The organism is Anaerobacillus sp. 63XJN7_4_ISO-PGPR-S23-413 (assembly GCF_056173725.1).
Window position 1 is genome coordinate 554507 of sequence record NZ_CM149688.1, and the last position, 22583, is coordinate 577089.

Here is a 22583-nt window from a genome sequence, read left to right on the forward strand (position 1 = left end):
CTGACAGGCTGCTTTTTCTCACTCTGCTTCTTCTTTTGGAAGGCTTTCTTCGTTAATTTCTTCTTTAAACGCATACGTAAATGTTAGAGCAACGAGTACCCCACCGCCAATCAGGTTACCGATACTTGCTGGAACTAGATTAAAGAACAGGAATTCCATCCAAGAGTATTCAGAGCCATGAATAAAGGATGTGCTGAAATACCCCATGTTGGCTACACTATGCTGGAAGTTTCCGGCTACGAATATAATAACAGGAAGTGTAGTAGCAAGAACTTTACCTGTTAAATCACGAGCTGCAGTAGCAAGAAACGCAGCCATTCCAATAAGCCAGTTTGCAATAATACCTGAGAGAAGAATTTGAAACCACCCTACCGTTCCATGAGATAGAAATTTCATTTTGTGCTCTGTATATGTAGCTAATTCGCTATAGAATTCAGGGGATAATGATCCTGATGCAACGACAAGAGCACCTACCAGCAGGGCACCTAGTAAGTTACCAAAATAACAAACTATCCAAAACTTCATTATATTCTTAGGAACCCAAAATCTCCTTTGGAGGATGTACGTAGGAAGGAGTACGTTAACTTCAGTAAAGAGAATGGCTCCTGAAATAAAAACAATCGCGTATCCTGTTACAAATCCTATTCCTGAAAGAAGATTACTAACACCTTCCGTTTCAACTCCCATAGCAATTAGAACAGAGAAAATAGCTCCGAACGTAACAAATGCCCCAGCTAGGATCGATAAAATAAACTGCCGATTCAGTGGCCTGGCGCTATGAGACTCCCCTTTTGCGATAAATGTTTCAACAATTTGCGCTGGAAAATAAAATTGTCTTTCCGGATATTTTACTTGTTTGTCTTTTTTATTAGAATTCGCCACAATAAATCTCCTATCTCTCTTTTTCTATGATTTCCCTTTTTGTCTTTTGGAATAAACTGACGAATGTGCCTCTACTATGGTGTGAATATAGGAAAGAAAGCTAATTTGCTGTCAACAAGTTAGATTTCCTGGGAAATCAACTCAAAGTTTGTCTGAAATAAGCGAGGTGGAAGGCCACCTCGCTTTCATTAAAATTTCCAGTATCCCGTTTTACCATAGTGCGTATGAAGGTCTTCTTCGAAACGGCGAGTAATGGGTTCGTTTAGACGAAATTCTGGTGATTGACGAACTTCTTCTTTTTTTATATTGACAACTACCGATCGATCCTGCCAGTGAATGTCATGAATCCATTTTGTAGAAAGCAGTACTTCTTTTCCGGAAAACCAGTTTTTAGTATCAACAATGATATATCGAAGCTGCCATGATTCTTCATCAAAAATGAAATCTTTAACATGACCAATTTCACCGTCAGTCGCCTGAATGTGGTATCCAGCTACTTCATTAGTACTTCGCAAGTGATTTTCTTCGTCTTGGTTAGAATGATGCAAAGTTGAATCAACATCAGGTAAATCATCAGCCATAAACGGTCTTGGATACATCCCGTTTCCCCAAGCATTAGTTCCTACCCAATAATAAGGCCAGCTAAAATGGCGATTCAGTTCCATTTCGTGTTTTCTAGAAATAGGTTGATCGGTATCAATATCAGGGCTTTCACTTACTTCTTCAGATGTAAGCGAAACTGAAATAGCTTCATTCTCATGATTCAATTGCTCGATTGAAATCGGAGAAATCAATACCTTTCGACCAGGTAACCATTTGTGTGTATCAACAACAAGATACCGTATAGTCCAATGTTCATCGTCGAAATAGAGCTCTTTTAAGACGCCTTTTTGGCCATCTTTTGTATCGATCGTGTATTTATTCACTTCACTCTCGCTTACTAACATGAGGCTCACTCCTATATGAATAATTCACTTAAGCTAAAAACTACCCGACCACGTTAAGAATTAAACCGAATCTGTTTTTTCGATTTGATAAGTTTTAAGATATGGCTTTCCTGAAAAGATCGTTTTTGGAAGTCCTTTACTTGTGTTACGATTTTTGTGCGCTGTTTGATAAGCTTCAGAAGTTTGCCAATTCTTGAAGTCCTTCTCAGTATTCCAGAATGTGGCGACGATATATGGATCGTTATGAACTGGACGTAAAATTCGAATTCCTTGACACCCGGGTTCATTTTCCACTTTCCCAGCGCGGTTTTTAAACCTATCTTCAAATATCGCCCGTTCACTCTCCTCAACAGGTATATGGTTTAAAACAACAAAACCAGGATCAGTTACCTCGCCTTTTTCGTCCATTAATTCGTACTTCTTAGCGTTTTTGAAAAAAGTTTCGGAAGACGTTTCGTGATAAAGTGCAGCACCATCAGAATTAGAAAAAAGCTTTACATTTTCTCCATCATGATCTTCTTTTACCTTTGATAAATAGTCGTAAGTTCCATATGTAACGTAAACGTTCATCTTATTCATCCTTTCAATGAAGTGATCAGGGAGAATTGCCTGATACTTTACCCTTATTTGGCAAAAACTAAACAGAATCGTCATTGTATATAGTACAAATATAACATTATTTCATGTAAGCTTAGCTGTAATTAAGTTAATAAGGGAGTGCCTCATAGAATGAAAAAACTCGGCATAGGCTTAATCGCAACATTAGCTGTATTCCTCATTGGATTATTAGGGTATTTGGGGATATTACTGGCTGGAAACTATGTCATCGACGAAAAAAAGCTTGTGATGAATTCAGCTACCCAACTTGTTGATGAAGAGGGAGAAATTATAACTAAACTTTATTTTGAAAACCGTGAGCCGGTCTCAATAGATGATATTCCAGACCATGTTCAGGAAGCTTTCGTTGCAACAGAAGATAGCCGATTCTACGATCATCATGGTCTTGATGTAAAAGCAATTGGCCGAGCGCTTTATCGTGATATTCTTGCTGGAAAAAAAGTAGAAGGCGGAAGTACGATTACACAGCAATTAGCTAAGAACGTTTTTCTAACTAATGACAAATCTTGGTTGAGGAAAACGAAGGAAGCTGTTATCGCAATTAATTTAGAACGTAATTACAGTAAAAAGAAGATATTAGAAATGTATTTAAACCAGATTTATTTTGGACATGGTGCTTATGGCATACAGTCAGCTTCCATGTTGTTTTTTAATAAACCAGTCTCAGAGTTAAGTGTTGAAGAAGGTGCCATGTTAGCTGGGCTTCCGAAAGCACCTTCAAATTATTCACCAATTAATCATCCTGAAGAGAGTAAAGAGCGAAGAGATTTAGTGCTATCTTTAATGGAGAAACAGGATTATTTAACACCAAAAGAAGCGGTTCGACTTCAAGGAAAGACGCTATCTCTTGATGTGGCAGAAGTAACAAAGGAAGCAGCTTTTCTTACGTACATTGATATGACGCTTCAAGAAGCGAAGACTCGATTTAATCTTTCGAATGAAGAAGTATTACGTGGTGGTTATAAAATCGTAGTTCCAATGGATAAAGATTTGCAGAAAGCAGCTTATGAACAATTTCAAAACGGAAAGCTTTTCCCAGGAAGTGATCCTAACAATCCGCCTCAAGGGGCTCTGACAATGATGGATGCAAAGAGTGGTGGAGTAGTAGCGGTTCAGGGAGGTCGTGATTATGTTCAGAAGGGTCTTAATCACGTGACCTCAAAGAGGCAGCCTGGATCTGCATTCAAGCCTATAGCCGTATATGGGCCAGCAATTGAGAAAAAGGAATACAGTCCTTACACATTATTAAAGGACGAAAAGACTGACTACGAGGGGTATTCTCCATCTAACTATAATAACCAATACGCTGGTCAGCTCTCTCTTTATGATGCTGTCAGAGTATCTGCTAACGCACCTGCAGTTTGGTTATTAAATGAGATTGGAATTTCATATTCAAAATCTTTTCTTGAAAAAAGTGGCCTTACAATTGAAGATAATGATTTAAAAATCGCTCTTGGAGGGATTGATAAAGGCGTTTCTCCCTATGAGATGATGGAAGCCTATCGTCCGTTTGCTCAAGAAGGAAAGCATGTCGATCCCTATTTTATTAGTAAGTTATACAATAATGACGGCAAGTTAGTAGGTGAAGCAAAACAAGAGGAAGAGAAAGTGTACTCCAAACAAACGGCATGGTATATGACAAGAATACTCGAAGGTGTCGTTAAGAATGGTACCGCCACAAGTGGAGATGCAGATGTTGCTATCGCTGGTAAGACTGGAACAACTTCGTATGAGGGAGTATCGGGTGGTTCGCGTGATGCCTGGTTTGTCGGTTTTACACCAGATTTGGTGGGTGCAGTATGGATGGGGTATGACCGGACAACGGATTCACAGTATCTGACGGGTGGAAGTGAATATCCGGTTCAACTTTTTAAAAAGGTGGTAAATACTTCAATCGATGAGAATAGTACTAAGGAATTTAGTAAGCCTTCAGGATTGAAAGATATGGAAAAACCTATTACCCTTCCAAAAGTGAATGATTTGAAGGCAGATTTTGATTTCCTTTATGGTCTTCCAGCCGTCAAATTGAATTGGACAGCATCCTCTGATGATCGTATTGTTTATCATATCTATGAAATGAAAGATGGGGAGAGAAAAAAGATAGCTGAAGTTGAAGGAAAAGGGGAATATACAAGAAACTCGATCTCATTCTTTGGATCTGTATCTTATCAAGTAGTTCCTTATAATCCGTTAACAGAGCAAGAAGGAGAGGCATCTAATGAAGCTTCCGTCAGTTTGTTCGATAGGTTTAAAGGTAATGAAGAAGAGAAAGAAGATAAAAAGATAGAGGAAAACAGGTAAGTGAGTGAGGATTTTCACTTAAACGCTCGGTTACTTATGGTAAAGTAGACGATGTAAACGGCTTCAAAGTTGGACGATTTTATGACTTTTTTCTTCAATATCTGTACACTGAAGCTTACGATCGCTATAGTATGTAAGGATGTAAAAAAGTACGTTTTGCAATTAGAAAGGTGGACAAGCATGAATAAAGCATCATTTAATGATCAATTTCTTCGGGCATGCCGAGGAGAAGCGACAGATCATACACCTGTCTGGTATATGAGACAAGCAGGTCGATACCAGGCTGAATATAGAAAAATCAGAGAAAAATATTCATTTCATGAAATGAACCTAAACCCAGAAGTAGCGGCTGAAGTGACGCGATTTGCCGTTGAACAGCTTGGTGTTGATTCAGCGATACTATTTGCAGATATTATGACGCCACTTCCATCTATCGGGGTGGATGTTGAAATTAAATCAGGTGTAGGTCCTGTAATCGATAATCCCATTAAGAGTAGATCTGATATTGATCGACTAGGTGAACTTGATCCTCTGAAAGATATTCCTTATGTAATGGAAACTATTAAGATGCTACGTGAGCAATTGTCTGTTCCATTAATTGGATTTAGCGGAGCGCCGTTTACTGTTGCAAGCTATATGATTGAAGGTGGACCTTCTAAGAATTATCATAAGACTAAAGCATTCATGTATTCTGATCCAGAAGGCTGGTATCAGCTAATGAATAAGCTTGGGGATATGACAATTGCTTATCTTACAGCTCAAGTAAAAGCGGGTGCTCAAGCTATCCAGTTATTTGATTCATGGGTTGGTGCTTTAAATGATATGGATTATCAGACGTATATTGCTCCTGTTATGAATCGGATTTTCTCAGCTTTAAAAGAATTGAATGTCCCACTCTTAATGTTCGGCGTTGGAGCGAGTCACCTCATTCAGGAATGGAACAAGCTGCCTGTTGATGTAATTGGAATAGACTGGAGAATTTCAATTAAGAAAGCGAGAGAAGTTGAGGGGATTAAAAAGCCGCTCATGGGGAATCTCGAGCCTGCACTTCTACTTGCACCGTGGGAAGTTATTGAACAAAGAACAAAAGAAATTCTTGATCAGGGAATGGAGACGCCAGGATTTATCTTTAATCTAGGTCATGGGGTGTTCCCACAAGTTCAAGTTGAGACATTGCAGCGTTTAACGAATTTTGTACACGAATATACGCGTAAGAACAGATAATGGAAATGGGGGAGGTATGGCATGAAGCGAACCATTGGCCTATTAGTTATGGCTTACGGTACACCGCGAAGTGAAGCAGAAATTGAACCATACTACACACATATACGTCGGGGGAAGCGACCTACAGAAGAAATGTTGGAGGATTTGATTGAACGGTATGAAGCGATTGGTGGTATATCTCCCTTATCGGATATAACAACAAAACAGGCTCAGAAGCTAGAGGATCGTATGAATGAAGAATTTGGCGAAGAGGTAGAGTTTAAGAGCTATCTTGGCTTGAAGCATATTGAACCTTTTGTAGAAGATGCCGTTCGGAATATGCAGAAAGATGGGATTGAGGAAGCCGTTAGTCTTGTTCTTGCTCCGCATTACTCTACATTAAGTGTGAAAACCTATAATGAACGAGCGAGAGCTGAAGCAGATAAACGGGGCTTCCCCAATATCTATGCGATTGACCAGTGGTACAACGAGCCTAAGTTCATCCAATATTGGGTGAATCAATTACAATCGTGTTTAAGTCAGATTGATGCTAAGGAAAAAAAGAAAACCATTGTTATATTCTCAGCGCACAGTTTACCTGAGAGAATCTTGCAGAACGGGGATCCTTATCCTGGCCAGCTAGAAGAAACGGCAAAGCATATTGCTGAACGAGCTGGGATCGAACATTATGCTATTGGCTGGCAGAGCGAGGGCAATACGCCAGATCCGTGGATTGGGCCAGATATTCAAGATTTAACTCGAGACTTATTTGAGCAAGAAGGTTACACAGGATTTATTTACTGTCCTGTAGGATTTGTCGCTGATCATCTCGAGGTGCTATATGACAATGATTACGAATGTCAACAGATGACCAATGAGCTTGGTGCAGCCTATCATCGTCCGGAAATGCCCAATGCAACGGATGAATTTATAGAGATATTAGCCACAGTTGTGAAGCATGAACTAATAAAAAAGAAGATGATACAGTATGAGTAAACAAACAAAAAAAATCGTGATTATCGGAGGCGGGATTACTGGTTTAACCGCCGCCTATTACCTTCAAAAAGAGATGAGGAACGAAAATCAATCCTATGAAATCACGTTACTTGAAGGCAAAGATCGTTTAGGTGGAAAGATTCAAACGGATACGACAAATGGCTTTGTGATTGAACGTGGTCCTGACTCCTTTCTTGCTAGAAAGGAAAGCGCAGCACGTCTTGTGAATGAAGTGGGAATGGGAGATCAACTTGTTCCGAATTCCACTGGACAAGCCTTCGTATTAAATAATGACCAGCTCTATCCGATTCCAGGTGGAGCAGTAATGGGAATCCCAACGGAGCTTTCTCCATTTATCTCGACAAAGCTATTTAGCTTAAAAGGGAAAGCTAGAGCAGCAGGAGATTTAGTTCTTCCGAGGAGAGAACAGGGAGAGGGAGATCAGTCACTTGGATTATTCTTTCGAAGAAGACTTGGGAATGAGGTTGTTGAGAATTTAATAGAACCTTTACTGTCAGGTATTTATGCAGGAGATATCGATAAACTCAGCCTTATGTCAACTTTCCCTCAATTCTCAGAAGTGGAAAAAAAGTACCGTAGTTTAATTCTAGGGATGAAGAAGACGACACCACCTTCTCGCCGAAGCACTGGTAAGAAAAAGCCGGCTTTTCTTACGGTCAAATCAGGTTTACAGTCATTTGTTATGGGGATTGAAAGATGTTTAACAGACGTTAACATTAGAAAAAATGTTAAGGTGGATCAATTAAAGCAAAATGAGGTCGATGGATCTTACACGCTTAAGACAACAAACGGCGAGGAGTTATCAGCTGATTCTGTTATCATCACGACCCCGCATCAGCAGGTATATCATATGTTACGAGAACATCAGGAAGTAGCTCCGCTAAAGGAAATGCCTTCCACAACGGTTGCAACAGTTGCAATGGCTTTCCCTGAAGAAGCCATAAAAAAGGCAATGGACGGAACAGGATTTGTTGTATCTAGAAACGCTGATTATACGATTACCGCTTGTACCTGGACACATCGTAAGTGGCAACATTCTGCACCAAAAGGAAAAGTACTTCTTCGTTGTTATGTAGGTCGAGCAGGTAATGATGGTATTGTTGAGAAAAGTGATGAAGAAATCGTTCAGACAGTATTAAACGATCTGAATCAAATTATGGAAATTGAAGGACACCCTGAGTTTTATCGAATTACGAGATGGAGACAATCTATGCCGCAATATGAGGTTGGGCACCGTAATAGAATTCAGACCGTCATTTCAGGAATTGAAAAGAAAATGCCGGGCGTTTTTCTAGCTGGAGCTTCATACAATGGAGTAGGTCTCCCTGACTGTATTGATCAGGGTGAGGCAGCTGTAGCCTCAGTTCAAAATTTCTTCAAATAAAAAGAAGGTTCACCGAATGCGGTGAACCTTTTTTATATTTCTCTTCTCTATAGAATACTTAATGAAGTGTATTTTGTATAAATTAACAAATGTTATACTGGAACTATTATCTATTTTTGTTAGTGCAGAAGAAATTCTAATGGTAGAATGTATATGGCAACAATTAGTAATAAAGGAGTACGAATCATGTCGGAAATGGCAAGGCCCTTACTTATTAATATTTCAATGCTCTTTTCAGTTTTATTTCTCTGGAATATGGTCATGCCATTTACAAGAGCAAGCTCGATTAACCTGAAAGAGAAAATAATTTATGGAGTGATCAGTTCCTTGATGGCTCTGCTTTGTATGCTCTTTCCGTTAGAAAAATTCGGAGATACAGTATTTGATTTGAGAGTTGTTCCTCTTATTCTTGTAACATTATATGGTGGCAAACTGCCTGGTCTCATTTGCATGATCACCATTTCTGTAACACGAACTTGGATGGGGGGAGAAAATGCTTGGGTTGGAGTACTTATTGCGATTGTTGGGTTTCTCATTGCAATTGGATTTATGAACTACTTTCAAAGATCAATCCGAAAGTGGAAAGGGATTATTTTCACAGGAATTCTATTTATCATTTCGTATATTGCCATCATTCTTATTTTCTTAGAACCGTTAAAAACCTATTTTTATCCGATCTATTTCACGTCATTTGCAATCGCCTATTTCATTATTTTCTATTTAACTGAACGACTTGTATTAATAAATATTCAACTTCAAGAAACAGTTTATCTTGAGAAACTATCAGTTGCGGGAAAAATGGCTGCTGCTATCGCTCATGAAATACGGAATCCGCTTACGACTGTTAAAGGTCTTCTGCAGTTTATTTCAGCTGATACAGCGGACACCAAAGTTCAAAATTATGCCCCATTGATGCTTGAAGAAATCGAGCGGACGAATAAAATCATTACAGATTATTTGATGCTGATCAAACCTTCAAAAAGTGACTGTGAACAAGTAGATTTGAATAAAATTGTCAGAGATACAGTTGCATTAACGGAAGTATTAGCCTCGTATTACGCGGTTAAGATTCAATATGATGAAAAAGGCGAATTTCATATATGGGGTAATCCCCAAGAATTAAAACAATGTTTAATAAACGTTATAAAAAATGCAATTGAATCAATTGAAGGAGAAGGAATGATTCATGTTGCTTTGCAATACGGAACAAAAAGAGGTACGGTAGATATCGTTATTCGTGATAATGGAGCCGGGATGAGCAAGGAAGAGCTTGAAAAGATCGGTCTACCATTTTATACAACAAAATCGAAAGGAACTGGCTTAGGTACAATGATCACGAACCGGCTAATTCGAAATATTGGTGGAAGAGTGAATTACACAAGTATACTAGGCGAAGGAACGACGGTTACAATAACACTACCAATCACAAAGCAATAGGGGGATAATAATGACGTTCGATCGAAGAAAAAGCATTTTAGAAGCAGCAGAAAAATCTTTTTCCATGTTTGGTTATAAAGCAACGACAATGGATCAAGTCGCTAAAATTGCGAATGTAGGAAAAGGAACCATATATACCTTTTTCAAAAATAAAGAAGAGCTATTCAATGAAATTGTAAGAGGTATGGTGTTGGAGTTGAAGGGGCTTGCTCAAGATTCCATTCATAGAGAGGAGTCCTTTTTTGTCAATCTCCATCGTGCTCTTTATAGTGTGCTAGAACATCGGAAGGAGCACAAATTAGCTATAAAGCTATCTCAAGAAGTGCGTGAAATTGGAACGCCTGCAGCAATGGACGCCCTTGATCTTGTTGAGAAAGCCATTCTTTCTTTTCTGGAACAAGAAATCGAGAGAGGTATTTCTGATGGTGAAGTGAAGAAGTGTGATCCTTCACTTACAGCATTTCTTATGTTTAAAATGTATATTGCACTCATTTTTGACTGGGAAAAAACTCATTCTTCATTTACGAAAGAAGAAATTGCAAATCACCTGGAATTTTATATGATGAGCGGGATTAAATTGAAGTAGCAGTATCCAAAGAAAGTGGACTACTGCTATTGCTATTCTAATGAAACGGTGTTATATTACTTTTTGTAGCAAAAAATGACCATAATTAAAAATTGGTCAATCGAGGCTTTTATATAAAAAGAAAAATGCTTTTTTTTGATTTAAAATGACCAATTGAGAAATTTGGTCAAATAGACAGGAGGACAAAAATGAAAAAATCATCTCGGCTATTTCGGTCAGAATGGTCGTCATTGTTAAAAAATAAAAAAATCTTAATCCCCGTTATTGCGGTGTTGTTTATTCCAGTAATGTATAGTGGAATGTTTTTGTGGGCATTCTGGGATCCTTATGAAAATTTAGATCAAATTCCCGTAGCTGTTGTAAATAGTGACAGTGGGGCAGATTTCGAAGGGGAACATCTTGAAATCGGTAATGAATTAGTAGATAAACTGAAAGATGAACCGGAGTTCAAGTGGGATTTCGTAGATGAAGAAGAAGCAAACAAAGGGCTTGAAGATCAAACTTATTATATGAAAATCCAAATTCCCGAGAACTTCTCTCAGAAATCGACAACTGTTCTTGATGAACACCCGGATAAACTAAACCTTGAATATGTTCCCAATGAAAGCTTTAACTTTCTAGCTGGGCAGATCGGTGGAACGGCTGTTAGTGAAATTAAATCTCAAATTGCTGAGAACATCACTGAAAATTACAGTGAGCTTGTCTTTGATAAGTTCAGTGAAATAGCTGATGGTTTATCGGAAGCAACAGATGGTGCAGGTGAGCTTGCTGATGGCTCTTCCGAATTGAAAGACGGTACACAGCAGTTGAAAGACAACTTAGCCTCTCTCAATGAAGGGTCAATTGAGTTAACCAACGGCATTAGTAGTGCAGAAAACGGGTCCATTGATCTTGCAAATGGCATTAGTAAGGTAAATAAAGGTACAACCGATTTATTAAACGGTTTAAAAGAAAAACAACCAGAAGTTAGTGAGCTAGCTGATGGAGCTTCAAGAGTAAGTAATGGGCTTGGAGAACTTAGTACTAAAATGGGTGAATTTAAAGTTGGCCAAGAAGAACTTCTATCTGGTGTTAAAGAAAGCCGCGCTGGAACGAAGCAGTTAATGGCTGGATTAGATCAATCTGTTGCAGAATTAGAAAATAGTTCATTACCAGAAGTTGATACAGAAGGATTAAAACAGTCACTAACGAGTGGAGTAACGAATGCAACTGCGGTACCTAAAGAACTGCAAGGCGTAATTGAATCAATTCAAGCAAGTGATCAATATACGGATGAGCAGAAGCAGGCGCTAATTAGCCAGCTTCAACCGATTGCTGAGAAATCTGGTTCAGCGGCGAAGTCAGTTGGAGAAGTAGCAACGACATTTGCTAACGCTTCAGATAAACTTTCAGGTGTATCTTCTAAGATGAATGCTCTATTAGAAGGACAAAGGAAACTTGCTCAAGGTGCTAGTGGTCTTTATGAAGGACAAGGAAAACTAGAAGATGGACTCAGTGATCTTGGTGATGGCATTAATCAAGCAGAGTCTGGAATTGCTCAGCTTCAAGAAGGAGCAATGCGGGTTGCAGATGGTAACGATACTGTAGCGACTGGTTGGAACAGCATGATTGATAATGTTGGCACAATTAACTCAGGAATGAATGGACTATCAAGTGGTTCACAAGAGCTTGTGAGTGGACTATCAGAACTAGAAGGTGGTTCGTCTGATTTATCATCCGGTGCAGGTCAATTAGCGGATGGATCTAAAGATCTTGACAGCGGGGCACAGAAACTCACAGATGGTACAACAGAGCTTCGTGATAAACTTGGCGAAGCGGCTGAGGAAACTTCTAATACAAATGCTGATGATGAAACGTACAATATGTTTGCTGATCCAGTAAATGTAGATACAGAAGCCGTCTCATCTGTACCAAACTATGGAACAGGTTTTGCGCCATACTTCCTTTCACTTGGTCTATTTGTAGGAGCGCTACTTATGTCCATTGTGTTCCCACTTCGTGATCCGGCTGGAAGCCCACGTACAGCAATTGGATGGTTTATGAGCAAATATGGCATTCTACTATCTGTTGGAGTGATTCAGGCGCTTGTGTCGGATGCGCTTCTATTATACGGATTGCAAATAGAAGTACAGAGTATTCCATTATTCCTACTCTTCTCTATTGTATCCAGTCTCGCTTATATGGCGTTGATTCAGTTCTTTGTAACAACGTTAGGAGATCCAGGGCGATTTGTAGCGATCATTGTTTTGATTTTACAATTAACAACAAGTGCAGGAACATTCCCGCTTGAGTTAATTCCAGAAGGACTACAAATCTTTAACACATGGTTGCCAATGACGTATACAGTTTCTGGTTTGAAAGCCGTCATTTCAAGTGGTGATTTTGACTTCATGTGGCAAAATGTATATGTTCTCTTAGGATTTATTGCGATCTTTGCTATTGGAACCATTACCTTCTTCTTTGTAGAATTGAAAAAGCGTAAAAAGCATGGCTTGGAACCAGCTATGAATGAATAATGAAACAAGGAGGCTGTCTCTATCATTTGATAGAGACGGCCTCTTTTCTTTTGATAAATGAATGGAAAAACGATACAGTAATAGTAAGAAAGTTGTGATGAAGCGCCATTGAGGGTTTCATATTAGGTTATGGAAGGGTAAGTATTATGAAGTTATGGATTTTTCGGGAGGCAGGAGAGGCGATAGAATGATTACTTTCGAGCATATTAGTAAGAAATTTGCTGATGGTACTGAAGCACTAAAGGATATTAATTTACATATTGAAAAGGGCGAGTTATTAACGCTCATTGGGCCAAGCGGCTGTGGAAAAACGACTACTATGAAGATGATTAATCGATTAATAGAGCCAAGTGGTGGACAAATTTATATTGATGGAAAACCAATATCGGATCAGGACCCGGTTGAACTAAGAAGAAGCATTGGATATGTCATTCAACAAATTGGACTTTTGCCACATATGACAATTGCTGAAAATATTGCCTTAATTCCCAAACTGAAAAAATGGGACAAAGATAAAATAGATAAGCGCGTCGATGAAATGCTTAATCTTGTAGGGTTAGAACCTTCTATTTTTCGGTCTCGCTATCCACTAGAATTGAGTGGCGGTCAACAGCAAAGAGTTGGTGTCATTCGTGCACTTGCAGCAGAACCACCAATTATTTTGATGGACGAGCCATTTAGCGCATTAGATCCTATTAGTCGAGAACAGCTTCAGGACGAGCTTGTAAAGCTACAGAAAGAAATTCAGAAAACAATTGTTTTCGTTACGCACGACATGGATGAAGCTATGAAAATCGCCGATCGTATTGCCATTATGAAAGATGGCGAAATACTTCAGCTAGATACGCCGGATCGCTTGCTACGCCACCCTAAGAATGAATTTGTCCGCAATTTCATAGGTGATGAACGAATGGCTAAAGGGCAAGCTCCAACAGCTGTCGATTTAATGATTAGAAAAGTAGCAACTGTGAAAAAAAGTAGAGGTCTTGCAGAAGCATTCCGTCTAATGAAATCAGAGCGAGTCGATAGCCTGGTTGTAACAGGGCCAGAGCAGGAATATATCGGTGTCGTTACACTAGAACAAGTTCAAAACCATTATGGTGATGATGGGAAACGAATTGTGGATGTGATTGAAGTGATCGAGTCCATTAATGAGAGCACGCTCTACCCTGAAATAGCGAAACGATTTGCTGAAAATCAGCCGATCAGTATCCCTGTAGTTGAAGATAATAAGCTTACAGGATTAGTTACAAGAAGTAGTATGATGCGAGGGTTAGCAGGACTTGAACAATATGATCAAAGAGAGGAGGGAAGCCTGAATGAATGACGAGAATTTTTTCATTCTATTTATTGAGACGATGCAGAATCGTTGGGATGATATACTAGTAGCACTTCAGGAGCACCTTTTCCTTTCGTTCATCTCTATTGTGATTGCGATATTAATATCTGTTCCACTTGGTATTTTTATTTCACGGAGAAAGAAGCTAGCGGAGCCATTCATTGCGGTTGCAGCTATCTTTCAAACAGTACCAAGTTTAGCCCTGTTCGGGTTTCTTATTCCATTTCTAGGGATTGGAAACATAACTGCTATTATTGCTTTAACGGTTTACGCGCTTCTTCCAATCCTCAGAAATACGTACACTGGCATCACTTCCGTAGATCAATCTTCTATTGAAGCTGGAAGAGGGATGGGTATGACGAATATGCAAATTTTGATGAAGATTGAAGTGCCTCTTTCTCTACCGGTTATTATGGCTGGTGTCAGAACAGCTACTGTCCTAACAATCGGAGTTGCAACTCTCGCTACTTTTGTAGGTGCAGGAGGACTTGGCGATATTATATATCGTGGTCTTACCTCGAATAAAGATGAGCTCGTATTAGCTGGTGCACTTCCTGCAACTATTCTGGCTCTTGGGTTTGATTTAATTCTAAAATTATTAGAAAATGCGGCAACTCCTAAAGGAGTTAAAGCAAAAAAATAAAGGGAGAGATTCGTTTGAAGAGAATTACCTTACTTTTACTAGGAGTTGTCATGGTTCTTGCTGCATGTGGAGGAGATAGCGGAAGTGAAGAAAGTGATCCGATCGTTATTTCCGGTAAGCCCTGGACTGAGCAATATATCTTACCACACCTTCTTGCGGAGTACATAAAGGCTAACAGTGATTATGAAGTAGAGGTTGATGCAGGTGTTGGTGAAGTAAATATTCTACAACAGGCGCTTATCGATGGTGATATTGATATGTACGTGGAATATACAGGTACAGGTCTTGAAGCGGTACTTAAAGAAAGTGCTGAATCAGATGAGTCAGCTGATGAGATTTTTAAACGTGTGAAAAAAGGATACAAAGATGAATATAATCTTGTTTGGCTTGAACCACTTGGATTTGAGAATGGCTACACGCTTGCTATGACTCAAGAAACAAATAAAGAGGTAAATGCAAAAACGTTCTCGGACATTATCCCAGCTTCAGATGATATGGTATTTGGTGGACCACACACGTTCTACGAAAGAGAAGATGGTTACGATGCCCTAGTAGAAGCTTATGGTTTTAATTTCAAAGACGAAGTGAGTCTTGATCCGAATATCATGTACGATGCTTTAAATGAAGGTGAAGTCGATGTGATTCCTGCCTTTACAACTGATGGACGAATTGCTCGTTTTGATCTTGCAACAACTGAAGACGATAAGCAATTTTTCCCACCATATTATGCTGCGCCAATTGTTCGACAGGAAGTTCTTGATTCACATCCTGATCTTGAGAAGATTGTGAACGAATTTGCTGGAAGTATTTCAGAAGAAGAAATGTCTGAAATGAATGCAAAAGTGGATATGGATGGAGAAGAGCCTGAGGATGTTGCAATGGAATTCCTGAAAGAAAAAGGATTGATTGATTAATAAAAAAAGCGAGATGAGGAATTCCTCATCTCGCTTTTTCATTTATGTTATTCAGCTGGTTTTAAATCTTCAATCGATTCAGCTTCAACGTATGATGGAACAACAAGTCCTGTTTTCGCACCTTCAAGGTTTACTCCAAGACGGTCCATGTTGTCACCATATTCATCTAGAAGGTCAGCGTGTGTAATTGGAAGCCATCCAGCTACCATTGCGTCAGCATCACCTTCAGAAACAGCGATGAACATAGAAGCTGCATCAAGTTGAGTTAATTTAACCTCATAGCCTACGCTCTCAAGAACTTTAGCTACTACGTTCGTACTTGCGATTTCAGAATCCCATGCTACATATGCAAGTGAGATTTCTTCACCGTCTACTTCATCAGCACCTTTAGTCCATTCTTCTACCATGTCGGAATGTTCGTCTACCCAGTTTTGTGCTGCTTCTTCAGGCTTAGCACCTTCCTGTACTTCGACCATAACATCGCCCATGTCTTCTGGAGTCCAGTTGAACTGATCAAGAATTGTATGAGCAGAAGGCTGATCTTCTTTTAACCCCATACGTGCAAAAGTTTCGATGTTTTCTTCTTCTCCATAAAGACCTTGTGGATCTTCAAGGTATTTAAGGTCGTATTTCGCGAACATCCAATGTGGTGTCCAACCAGTAACGATAATCGGTTCTTCATCATCAATTGCTTTACCAAGTTCTGCAGCCATAGCAGCTGAAGAGGACTCGATTAATTCCCAACCCTTAAGGCTATCGTACTCTTCAAGTGCAGATGTCGTAGCTTTCATAATACCAGCGCCTGGTTCAATTCCTACGATTTCGTAATCTACTGCTTCTCCAACGTTAGTACCGCCTTCGCTGGAACCTTCACTGCTATCTCCGCCATTGTTACCGCCACAAGCAGCAAGAATCAATGTGAGTGACAAAAATAGTGCAAGTCCTGTTAACCCTTTTTTAAAGTTAAACATGTAATTCCCCCTTAATTTTTTGTTTTACCTATATTTTGAGAAATCCGGTCAAGCATAATCGCTAGAATAACAATTGCAAGACCAGCTTCAAAACCAATACCAACTTTGATCTGCGTTACAGCACGATATACGTCTGCTCCGAGACCTGGTGCACCTACTAGAGATGCAATAACGACCATTGATAGTGAAAGCATGATGCTTTGGTTAATTCCTGCCATGATCGTTGGAGTAGCAAGTGGGAGTTGTATTTTAAACAACTTTTGTTTTGTTGTAGATCCAAATGCATTAGATGCTTCGATTAAATCTTCAGGCACCTGACGAATGCCGAGATTTGTAAGACGAATCGTAGGAGGCATTGCAAAGATAACAGAAGCTATGATTCCGGGTACCATACCAATCCCAAAGAATAGAATAGCTGGGATGAGATATACGAATGCAGGCATTGTCTGCATGAAATCCAATATCGGTGTGATAATTCCTCTTACACGGTCACTTTGTGATGCCCAGATCCCAAGTGGTACACCGAGAATAATCGATATGATGACCGAAGTTAAAACAAGTGCTAGCGTTTGAATAGTTGGGTCCCAATAACCTAGATTATCGATTAACAGAAGTCCAAGTAACGTGAATACAGCTATTGGCCAGCGACTAGACCACCATGCCAGAATCGTAAAGATTGCAATGAGAACAAGAGCTGGCGGGAAACCTAGTATGGAAACGATCCCTTCTACGAACCAATCAATCCCAGATGTAATACTATCGAAAACTGGTTCAAGGTTATCGGTTAACGTATCAACAATACTATCAACCCAGTCAGCTAGTGGTATTTTAGGAAAAAGTTGCATTTAGTTCACCTCGCCTTTCGTGGATTCAGTTTCGTGGCCTGCGAGTGCCCCGATAACTGCTCCTCTTACAATGATGCCTTGAAATTTATCGGCTTCATCGACAACGGGGAGAGGAAGGGATGAGTCTGCCATTTTCACAAACATATCCGTTAGTAAAGTCTCTGGTGATACAGTAGGAAGGTCTGTAATCAAAATGTCATTTATATCTTTCTTTTCTTCAATAGCTTTTGCCGTAGCATCTGCTGTAATAGCGCCTAACAGCTTTTTCTTTTTATCAACAATATAAATACTGGATAATTTTTGTTCTCTCATAAGCTCCAGTGCAACACGTGGCCCACGATCAGCTCGTAGCGTTTCAGCACGTTTCATTACGTGTGAAGCTGTTAACACTTTTGAAAGATCCACATCTTCAACGAATCGTTCAACGTAGTCATTTGCAGGATTTGTCATGATTTCTTCTGGAGAACCAATTTGAACGATAGAACCGTCTTTCATTAATGCAATGCGATCTCCAATGCGAAGTGCTTCATCGAGGTCATGTGTAATAAAGACGATCGTTTTTTCCATTGATTCTTGAAGTTCAAGGAGCTCATCTTGCATGTCTTTACGAATAAGCGGATCTAGTGCACTAAATGCTTCATCCATTAATAGTACATCTGGATCGTTCGCAAGAGCACGAGCAAGACCAACACGCTGCTGCATACCACCACTTAATTCAGAAGGAAAACTATTTTCATATCCTTTCAAACCAACAAGTTCAAGTGATTCTTGCGCTTTTTTTGCTCGGTTTTCTTTGCCAATACTTTGTACCTCTAGTCCATATTCCGTGTTTTCAAGAACAGTACGATGTGGAAAAAGAGCAAAGCGTTGGAATACCATACTAAGCTTCTTTCTTCTCACTTCACGAAGCTGTTCAGGTTTCATCCTGACGATATCTTCATCATCAATGAGAACCTGACCTGAAGTTGGTTCAATTAATCGATTGAGTAGACGAACAAGCGTAGATTTACCACTACCTGATAGCCCCATGATGACAAAGATTTCACCGGGATATACATCGAAGCTTGCTCGATTTACACCCACAGTATTTCCAGTTTCTTTAAGTATTTCACTTTTTGATTTGCCCTGATCTAATAGCTTTATAGCTTGTTTGGGCGATTTGCCAAATACTTTTGTTACGTCTTTTACAGTAATTTTGGCTTTTTCCATAGTTTCACCTCTGCCTTTATTAATAAATTTCAACGGTTAAAGTTACAAAAATCACTGAAATATGTCGAAATTTACGATAATCAGTCATTTACTAGTCTTTTTTTACCGACCTATTAAGTATAGAGCGTAGGTACTTAATACTACAAACGTCGTGAGAGCTCAAAATCAGTTAATTCAGTACATACAGAAAAAACTGTACAAACTAAACAGGTAAATGCTTAAGTATCGTCAAGGATGCTAGTATATGCTACAAGGTTCACGTGTAAACTTTACAATAAGCGAGGTTAACACTAAACTATGAAATGACAAACGATTGGAAAAGTAGGTGCATAGTTTGCGAGATAATAGAGTAGAGAATGCGAGAGAACGTGTTATTGAATCCATCTCTAAAAATATGGATATATATAGCGTCACGCCTTCTGTGGGGCGACTATACGGAGCAATGTTCTTTGAGAAAGAGCCAATGACTCTTGATGAAATGAAGGATAAACTTCAAATGAGTAAGACAAGTATGTCTACCGGAGTAAGAACTTTAATCGACTTAAATATGGTTGATAAGGTATGGAGAAAGGGCGAGCGTAAAGATCTTTACGAGGTGAAGTCAGATTGGTATCAAACCTTTACAGATTTCTTTTGTATTCACTGGCGTAAAGGAATTGAAATGAATAGAGATGCTTGTAGAGAATCCATTTCTGAACTTATGGACGTACTGGAGAATGATATTTCTAACGAAGAAAAAATGACGGCAGAAGCAGATTTAGATAAAATGTCTTATGCGTTGGGATACTATGAGTGGTTGAATAAGGTAGTGGATTTATTTGAATCTAGAAAGATATTTGATGTTATTGATAATGAAGAAGAGTAGAGGGAATTAGCAAGATATTGCTTCATGAAAATTTTGAATACGTTCTACATAATAACAAAACGTGCAGGGTTTTCCCTGCACGTTTTGTTATAGGATTTTACTTAAGAAAGCTTTCGTCCGTTCGTTTTGAGGATTTGAGAACAGTTCATTTGGAACATTTTCTTCAACGATATATCCCCCGTCCATGAAAATCACACGATCGCCTACTTCACGAGCAAACCCCATTTCATGTGTGACAACAACCATCGTCATACCTTCTTTGGCAAGGTCTTTCATGACTTCTAGAACTTCACCAATCATTTCAGGGTCAAGTGCAGAGGTTGGTTCATCGAAAAGCATAACTTTTGGCTCCATAGCAAGAGCCCTTGCTATAGCGACACGCTGCTTTTGCCCCCCTGATAGTTCCCCTGGATAATTATTGGCTTTATCTTCAAGGCCAACTTTTGCGAGAAGCTCCTTCGCCTTTTGGGCTGAGTTTTGTTTGTTATCCCCTTTGACTTTAATTGGGGCTAATGTCACATTTTCAAGCACGGTTTTATGCGGGAAAAGGTTAAAATGTTGAAAAACCATTCCAACATCCTGTCGAACTTTGTTGATATTCGTCTTAGGGTCAGCTATGTTGTGGCCGTTTACGATCACACTACCACCAGTTATTTCTTCTAATTTATTTAAACACCGAAGAAAGGTACTTTTACCTGAGCCAGAAGGACCAACGACGCATACAACCTCTTTTTCTTTTACGTCTGTATTAATATTCTTAAGTACTTCTAAATCTCCGAACGATTTCTTTAGATCTTTTACTTGGATGATGCTCATTGTTGCTCCTATCTCCTCTCGTTCTACATTCTTCCTTCGTTTGGAAGGGTTTGCCGATAAATTCTATTATACCAATCCTTGATTCATTTATAAAAGAACTTGTCCTTATTGAGGGGAAACTAGGGATTGTTAGCTGTTGTACTATAACCAGCATTCTTTTATAATAGCTAGTGAAAACGTTTGCGCAAATTAAGAAATTATCTTTTTCTAGGAGGATGCAGCATGGCACAGCAGTGGTGGAAGGAAAGCGTCGTTTATCAAATATATCCTCGAAGTTTTAATGATAGCAACGGTGATGGCATTGGAGATATTAAGGGAATTACGGAAAAGCTCGATTATTTAAAAGAGTTAGGAATAGATGTCGTTTGGCTCTCACCAGTGTATCAGTCACCGAATGATGATAATGGATATGATATAAGTGATTATCGAAACATTATGGATGAGTTCGGTACGATAGAAGATTGGAATGAGATGTTAGAAGAGATGCACAATAGAGGGATTCGTCTAGTTATGGATCTCGTTGTTAATCATTCTTCTGATGAGCACAAATGGTTTTCTGAAGCGAGGAAATCGAAGGATAATCCATATCGTGATTACTATATATGGCGAGAAGGAAAAGGGGATCAGCCTCCTAACAATTGGGGCTCCTTTTTCGGTGGGTCTGCATGGCAGTACGATGAGGAGAGTCAGGAATATTCTCTTCATCTATTTTCAAAAAAGCAGCCTGATTTAAATTGGGAAAATGAAAAATTGAGAGAAGAAGTCTATGATCTGATGAAATTCTGGCTAGATAAAGGGGTGGATGGATTCAGAATGGATGTCATTAATTTGATTTCCAAAACCCCTGGTTTACCAGATGCCGAAGTAACAGCAGATTCTCCTTATCAATGGGGAGGAGAGCATTTTGTAAATGGACCTAAATTTATTGATTATATGAATGAAATGAATGAAAAGGTTCTGAAGAAATTCAATGCTATGACTGTTGGTGAAATGCCAATGGCGACACCTGAGGATGGAAAAAGGTACACAAATGAAGACACCGGTATTGTAAACATGCTCTTTCAATTCGAACATATGGATGTGACGAGTGGACCTGGTGGGAAGTGGGATCAGCAGCCATGGAAACTCACTGATTTAAAGCGGATTATTTCAAAATGGCAAACTGAGCTAAACGGAAATGGGTGGAACAGTCTTTACATGGAGAATCACGATCAACCTCGCTCAGTTTCCGTATTCGGTGATGACCAGGAATATCGAGTAACATCAGCAAAAATGCTTGCAGCCTGGCTTCATTTTCTTCAAGGTACGCCTTATATTTATCAAGGTCAGGAGCTTGGTATGACGAATGTCTACTTCAATTCAATTGAAGAATATGAAGATATAGAAACGCTTAATATGTATACAGAAGAAGTTATTGAAAAAGGAGAAACACCAGAGAAAGTTTTAGAGGCGATCCATAAAAAAGGTCGTGATAATGCGCGAACCCCTATGCAGTGGACTGAAGAGGAGAACGCTGGATTTACGACGGGTAATCCGTGGCTAAAAGTAAACGACAATTATCATGAGGTTAATGCGAGAAAGGCTTTAAGTAATGAAGATTCTACTTTTTACTTTTATAAGAATTTGATTCGACTTCGAAAAGAACTTCCAGTCATGATCCATGGTGATTATCAGCTGCATTTAGAAGAAGATGAGAATTTGTACGTGTATACAAGAAGCTATAATGGTAGAAGCTTACTTCTTGCAGCAAACTTCTCAAAAGAAACATGTGAGATGAAGCTGCCTCACACCCTAAGTGGTGGAGAGTTACTGGTTCATAATTACGAGGAAGTAAGTCATCTCTTGCAGAATGAGTCGATTATGAGACCGTATGAAGTGAAAGCATATTTACTATAGGAAGAAACGTGGGCATTCGCTCACGTATTCTTTTGTACAAGCTATCATAGGCTTATTTAGTTATCATTTTATTGGTTTTAAAAGGATTGAATTCTCTGTTTCGAGGGAAGCTAATTTTGGGAAAAAGAATTTACATGAAAAGTGATCGGTTTCCTTTTTCTTTTTGATTAAGTCATGTATAATAACAAATGTAC

19 protein-coding genes are annotated in these 22583 nt (G+C 39.1%); 12 read left to right on the top strand and 7 right to left on the bottom strand.

Going from position 1 to position 22583, the window contains the following annotated elements:
- Window positions 1-18 precede the first annotated feature (18 nt).
- From AC0VYO_RS03095 to AC0VYO_RS03105, 3 genes are all read right to left on the bottom strand, one after another.
- Window positions 19-882, bottom strand: coding sequence for a formate/nitrite transporter family protein (locus AC0VYO_RS03095; RefSeq protein ID WP_322098214.1), 864 nt, complete (start codon window positions 880-882; stop codon window positions 19-21).
- Window positions 883-1070: 188 nt separating this feature from the next.
- Entirely contained in the window at window positions 1071-1829 is a 759-nt protein-coding gene (locus AC0VYO_RS03100) for a PRC-barrel domain-containing protein (protein ID WP_430246890.1), read from the bottom strand.
- A gap of 60 nt (window positions 1830-1889) precedes the next feature.
- Complete coding sequence (locus AC0VYO_RS03105) at window positions 1890-2399, bottom strand: antibiotic biosynthesis monooxygenase family protein (RefSeq protein ID WP_430246889.1); 510 nt, start codon at window positions 2397-2399, stop codon at window positions 1890-1892.
- A 159-nt stretch (window positions 2400-2558) separates the two neighbouring features.
- Between AC0VYO_RS03105 and AC0VYO_RS03110 the strand changes: the two genes are divergently transcribed.
- The 10 genes from AC0VYO_RS03110 (at window position 2559) to AC0VYO_RS03155 (ending at window position 15787) form a co-directional block, all read left to right on the top strand.
- Window positions 2559-4748, top strand: a complete 2190-nt coding sequence (locus AC0VYO_RS03110; protein WP_475366521.1) for a transglycosylase domain-containing protein — start codon at window positions 2559-2561, stop codon at window positions 4746-4748.
- A gap of 180 nt (window positions 4749-4928) precedes the next feature.
- The gene (gene hemE, locus AC0VYO_RS03115) at window positions 4929-5972 is read left to right on the top strand and encodes a uroporphyrinogen decarboxylase (protein WP_475366522.1); all 1044 of its coding nucleotides are present in this window, start codon (window positions 4929-4931) and stop codon (window positions 5970-5972) included.
- 21 nt (window positions 5973-5993) lie between these two features.
- Window positions 5994-6947 carry a ferrochelatase gene (hemH, locus tag AC0VYO_RS03120; RefSeq protein ID WP_194219984.1) on the top strand — a complete coding sequence of 318 codons (954 nt, stop codon included), beginning with the start codon at window positions 5994-5996 and terminating at the stop codon, window positions 6945-6947.
- On the top strand, window positions 6940-8352 hold the full coding sequence (hemY, locus tag AC0VYO_RS03125; RefSeq protein WP_475366523.1) for a protoporphyrinogen oxidase: 1413 nt from the start codon (window positions 6940-6942) through the stop codon (window positions 8350-8352). The genes hemH and hemY overlap by 8 nt, the downstream gene beginning before the upstream one ends.
- Window positions 8353-8505: 153 nt before the next feature.
- Window positions 8506-9789 carry an ATP-binding protein gene (locus AC0VYO_RS03130; RefSeq protein ID WP_475368381.1) on the top strand — a complete coding sequence of 428 codons (1284 nt, stop codon included), beginning with the start codon at window positions 8506-8508 and terminating at the stop codon, window positions 9787-9789.
- Window positions 9790-9799: 10 nt separating this feature from the next.
- Entirely contained in the window at window positions 9800-10375 is a 576-nt protein-coding gene (locus tag AC0VYO_RS03135; RefSeq protein ID WP_194219981.1) for a TetR/AcrR family transcriptional regulator, read from the top strand.
- A gap of 188 nt (window positions 10376-10563) precedes the next feature.
- Entirely contained in the window at window positions 10564-12891 is a 2328-nt protein-coding gene (locus tag AC0VYO_RS03140; RefSeq protein ID WP_430246884.1) for a YhgE/Pip family protein, read from the top strand.
- A 187-nt stretch (window positions 12892-13078) separates the two neighbouring features.
- Window positions 13079-14218, top strand: coding sequence for an ABC transporter ATP-binding protein (locus AC0VYO_RS03145; protein WP_475366526.1), 1140 nt, complete (start codon window positions 13079-13081; stop codon window positions 14216-14218).
- Complete coding sequence (locus tag AC0VYO_RS03150) at window positions 14211-14873, top strand: ABC transporter permease (RefSeq protein ID WP_194219978.1); 663 nt, start codon at window positions 14211-14213, stop codon at window positions 14871-14873. The genes AC0VYO_RS03145 and AC0VYO_RS03150 overlap by 8 nt, the downstream gene beginning before the upstream one ends.
- A 14-nt stretch (window positions 14874-14887) precedes the next feature.
- Complete coding sequence (locus AC0VYO_RS03155) at window positions 14888-15787, top strand: glycine betaine ABC transporter substrate-binding protein (RefSeq protein WP_475366527.1); 900 nt, start codon at window positions 14888-14890, stop codon at window positions 15785-15787.
- A gap of 47 nt (window positions 15788-15834) precedes the next feature.
- On the opposite strand, the gene AC0VYO_RS03160 is transcribed toward AC0VYO_RS03155, so the two are convergent.
- The 3 genes from AC0VYO_RS03160 to AC0VYO_RS03170 are packed head-to-tail and all read right to left on the bottom strand — an operon-like array spanning window position 15835 to window position 18812.
- A complete protein-coding gene (locus AC0VYO_RS03160; RefSeq protein WP_475366528.1) occupies window positions 15835-16758 on the bottom strand; it encodes a glycine betaine ABC transporter substrate-binding protein in 924 nt (307 codons plus the stop codon).
- Between the two features lie 11 nt (window positions 16759-16769).
- Window positions 16770-17603 (bottom strand): choline ABC transporter permease subunit, encoded by an 834-nt coding sequence (choW, locus tag AC0VYO_RS03165; protein WP_194220255.1) that lies wholly within the window; start codon window positions 17601-17603, stop codon window positions 16770-16772.
- Window positions 17604-18812: a quaternary amine ABC transporter ATP-binding protein gene (locus tag AC0VYO_RS03170; RefSeq protein ID WP_475366529.1), complete on the bottom strand. Its 1209-nt coding sequence runs from the start codon at window positions 18810-18812 to the stop codon at window positions 17604-17606.
- Between the two features lie 334 nt (window positions 18813-19146).
- On the opposite strand from AC0VYO_RS03170, the gene AC0VYO_RS03175 reads away from it, so the two are divergent.
- Window positions 19147-19677 (top strand): GbsR/MarR family transcriptional regulator, encoded by a 531-nt coding sequence (locus AC0VYO_RS03175; RefSeq protein ID WP_430246878.1) that lies wholly within the window; start codon window positions 19147-19149, stop codon window positions 19675-19677.
- Between the two features lie 87 nt (window positions 19678-19764).
- Here the strand turns inward: AC0VYO_RS03175 and AC0VYO_RS03180 are convergent, their stop codons facing one another.
- A complete protein-coding gene (locus AC0VYO_RS03180; RefSeq protein ID WP_475366530.1) occupies window positions 19765-20493 on the bottom strand; it encodes an amino acid ABC transporter ATP-binding protein in 729 nt (242 codons plus the stop codon).
- Between the two features lie 222 nt (window positions 20494-20715).
- Here AC0VYO_RS03180 and AC0VYO_RS03185 point away from each other — a divergent pair, with 222 nt between their 5' ends.
- Entirely contained in the window at window positions 20716-22389 is a 1674-nt protein-coding gene (locus AC0VYO_RS03185) for an alpha-glucosidase (RefSeq protein WP_475368382.1), read from the top strand.
- Window positions 22390-22583: the final 194 nt, after the last annotated feature.